The 3955-nt window shown below is 52.3% G+C and carries 3 protein-coding genes; all 3 read left to right on the forward strand.

Annotated elements, in window-relative coordinates; translation table 11 throughout:
- Window positions 1-244: 244 nt before the first annotated feature.
- The 3 genes from AB1756_05755 to AB1756_05765 are packed head-to-tail and all read left to right on the forward strand — an operon-like array spanning window position 245 to window position 3725.
- A complete protein-coding gene (locus AB1756_05755) occupies window positions 245-1303 on the forward strand; it encodes an efflux RND transporter permease subunit (protein MEW5806832.1) in 1059 nt (352 codons plus the stop codon).
- A 16-nt stretch (window positions 1304-1319) separates the two neighbouring features.
- Window positions 1320-1574, forward strand: coding sequence for an efflux RND transporter permease subunit (locus AB1756_05760; GenBank protein ID MEW5806833.1), 255 nt, complete (start codon window positions 1320-1322; stop codon window positions 1572-1574).
- 12 nt (window positions 1575-1586) lie between these two features.
- Window positions 1587-3725: an efflux RND transporter permease subunit gene (locus AB1756_05765; GenBank protein MEW5806834.1), complete on the forward strand. Its 2139-nt coding sequence runs from the start codon at window positions 1587-1589 to the stop codon at window positions 3723-3725.
- Window positions 3726-3955 lie beyond the last annotated feature (230 nt).

Consider the following 3955-nt stretch of genomic DNA (forward strand, 5'->3'; position numbering starts at 1 on the left):
ACAATTATCCAAGATTCCTGTCGTTTTCGTTGCGATACAGGTATGCCGTCATCCTTGGGGCATTCGTTCTCTTTGCCCTGTCGGTTTTTGCCATGGGTAAATTGGGAGTCGAGCTCGTCCCGTCGCTCTCCCAGGGGGAATTCTATTTCAGAATCGAGCTTCCCTAGGGAACGCCGCCGACCATGACGAACCAGATCGTCAGTTCGATGGAAGAAAAGATCACTGCTCTTGACGGTGTTCAATCATGCTTCAGCTCGATAGGAGCTTTCCAGCTGACGACGGAGACGGAGACGGGACAGGGAGAGAATATCGCACAGATAAATGTCGCGCGATACGCAACAGGGGGAAGAGAGAAGAAGAGCGGTGGATCATACGCTCTATACGGCAGATTCTGGAAGGATACGAACACGTCGAATACAAATTCGGAAGACCGACGACATTCTCGTTCAAAACGCCTGTCGAGGTCTACGGGAACAATGTCGATGAGGTGGCGATGGTCTCCCATGACATTGCAGCCAGGATCGGCGAGTTCCCCGGGATCGTTGATGTGAAATCGAGCTTCGAGAAGGGAAATCCGGAGCTCCAGATAATCTTTGACAGGGACAGGCTCTCGAAATGGAATCTCGACCTGATGACATTGTCGAACATTATCAGGCAGAAGATAAAAGGCGATGTCGCGACGCAGTTGAATAAAGGCGAGCGGGAGATCGATGTCCGAGTCTTTACGCATCCGCTTTCCGAGACGACGATCGATGAAGTGAAGAACCTGATCGTTTCGAACGTCAACGGCATTCCGATACTGCTCAGCTCCGTGGCTGATGTTCACGTCGAGACCGGTCCGAATGAAATACGGAGGATCGGCCAGAAAAGGGCTGCCGTCGTGACTGCGAATCTCTCGGGCATCAACCTGGGTACGGTCGCGGGCAGGATCGATGAGCTGCTCAAAAGCTACCCCTTGCCAGCGAACGTGACGGCGCAGATCTCGAGGGAAAATCAGGAGATGCGCCAGTCGTACAGATCGCTCCTGTTCGCGTTCACCCTTGCAATTTTCCTCGTCTATTTCGTCATGGCGGCACAGTTCGAGTCTTTCGTGAATCCGTTCATCATCATTTTTACCGTGCCGCTCGGGTTGATCGGGTTGGTCCTCGCGCTCGCTCTTACCGGGAATATCATCAATATCGTCGTCATGATCGGGATCGTGATGCTGTCCGGAATCGTCGTGAACAACGCCATCGTTCTCGTTGATTACATCGGGCAGCTCCGAAGAGCAGCGGGCATGGACAAGTTTTTCAGCGATCGTTGAAGCTGGAAAAGTAAGGTTGAGGCCGATTCTCATGACGACGGCCACCACCGTCTTGGGGCTTCTACCGATGGTGGTCGGCCTCGGTGAGGGAGCGGAGATAAAAGCGCCGATGGCGATCACGGTCATCGGGAGGCTTGCGATTGCTGCATTCCTCACGCTCATCGTTATTCCGTGCGTCTATGCCGTCGTTGACCGCAAAGGAGTCCTCGTGGTTCCCGGGAAAGAGAGTAAGCGGGTGCGCGTCGGGACGGAACTCGAAAGCAAGGCTTGATCTGGAAAAAAGATGAAGATTGCACAGCTATCAGTCAGACGCCCGGTTGCCACGTTCATGGTCTACGTCTCTCTCCTCCTGCTGGGAGCGATCGCCATCTACAGAATTCCGCTTGCGTTCCTCCCGACGCTCGACTGGCCGGAGATGTGGATATGGATCCCGTACCCGAATTCCAGCCCCGTTTACATCGAAAAGAACATCATCAAACCTGCCGAAGAGATGCTCTCGACGCTGAGCGGGTTGAAGAAGATACGATCGACAGCCGAGCCCGATTCTGCTTCCTTCCAGCTCACGTTCGACTGGGGAAAGAAGCTCGATATGATGAGAGTGCAGGTCGATGAGAAGCTCGACATTGCGAGAAGGGAGATGCCCGATGATGTCGAGCATGTCTATGTATTCAATTTCAACACGACCGACATCCCGGTCGTTCAAGCAAGGATCTCTGCTCCCGGCGTGGATCTTTCAAAAAACTACGACCTCCTCGACAAGAGGATCGCGAACAAGATACGGCCCATTCCCGGAGTCGCCAAGGTGGAGTTGAACGGCGTTCAGGCGAAAGACATCAACATCTATCTCATCCTGGATAAGATAAAGGAGCATGGCGTCGATGTGACGCAGCTCGTGCGCAGGCTCCAGGGAGCGAATACTCAGATGAGTATCGGGAAGGTTTCAGAGGAGAGATTCCACCACAACGTTCGAGTTCTCGGCAATTTCGATGCTCTCGAGCTTCTCGAGAATTTCCAGGTCAATGAGAGAGGTTTGAAGTTGAAGGATGTCGCCACGATCACCTACGAGGAGCCGGCTCTGACGCTCGGCAGGCACCTGAACAGGCAGAACGCCGTGGCTCTTGAAGCATTCAAGGAATCATCGGCGAATACCGTCCATGTCGCGCGGAAGGTGCTTGAGGCGATCCACGACGATATCGGGAAGGATCCGCTTCTGGAGGGGATCGATCTTTTCATATGGAACGATCAGGCGCAGGATATAATGGATAGCCTGAACGGACTTCGAAATGCCGGGATCATCGGTGGATTCCTTGCCATCTTCGTTCTCTATTTTTTCCTGCGAAGGATCGATGCAACGGCGATCGTTTCTCTCGCTATTCCCCTTTCGCTCGTAACGGCGTCGGTTGTGCTTTTCGTCCTGGGGAAGAGCTTCAACATCCTCTCCATGATGGGATTAATGCTCGGTGTGGGGATGCTCGTCGATAATGCGATCGTCGTCCTTGAAGCCATTTACAGAAAGTATCTCGCAACAGGAGATCCGGTCGGTTCGTCGATCTCCGGAGCGAAAGAGGTTGGCATTGCGGTCACCTGTGCGACCATGACGACATTGATCGTCTTCCTCCCGCTCATCGTCGGAGGCAAGGATGAACTGTCCGTCTGGCTCAAGGAGGTCGGCATATCGATCGCGATTACCCTCATCTGCTCGCTCTTTGTTTCGCTCACGCTCATCCCTCTCATGGCGTCGAAAATCCTGTCCAGGAAAGTGAAGAAAGAGACGCAGTTCATCAGTATCCTTCAGGATCGATACATCGGCGCTCTTCAATGGACGATGAGACATCGTGTCGCGATGTTGTTCATCATCATCGGGGTTTTTGCTTTCGGGCTTCTTCCGTTCCTTGCAGGATGGGTGGATGCCAGGCCTTTCTCCGGCGGGATAGAGCAGGACAGGCTCGGGATGCGCTACGAGTTCTTTGACTATTTCTACAAATCTCAGGTGGAAGAATATGTGAGCATCATGGAGGATTACCTCTTCGAGCATCAGGACGAGTTTTTCATAGAGTCTGTCTATAGCTACTTTTCGGACAATGATGCAGGAAGCGTTATTACGTTCAGCAGGAACGATCTATCGGAAGAACAGGTGAAAAATATACGCGATACCATCAGGAAAGAGCATCCGGTTCTACCAGGAGCGAAGATCGGATTCTGGAATGACGATGATGACAGCGAAAGCCCGATCGAGAGGGTCAGCATTCATCTCTACGGTGATGATACGGAGTTCCTCGCAGTGCTGGCAGACGAAGCGGTCAGAATGATATCCCGCATTGATGGTATGGAAGATGTCAGAAGCTCTATCGTCTCCGGGAAGAGCGAAGTGAAAATCATGCTGAACAAGGAGCTCGCATCGAAATACGGCCTGTCACCGTAAGAACTTTCGAGGATCCTCTATTTCACCATGGGCTCCCAGAGATTACGGAAATTCAACGCGGGTGACCAGGATAAGAATTTCGTTTTTCCGCTGGACGGCATTTATTTTTGCGAACTTGCAGATGGAAGGCAATTCCCGGATCCACAACTCCTGAGCCGCTCAATGTATGCTGACTTAAGAAATCCCATGCTTCTCTTGCTGCTTCGATATCGTGGTTTTGATTGCCCAAT

This window comes from Acidobacteriota bacterium, assembly GCA_040752675.1.
GTDB lineage: Bacteria > Acidobacteriota > Polarisedimenticolia > JBFMGF01 > JBFMGF01 > JBFMGF01.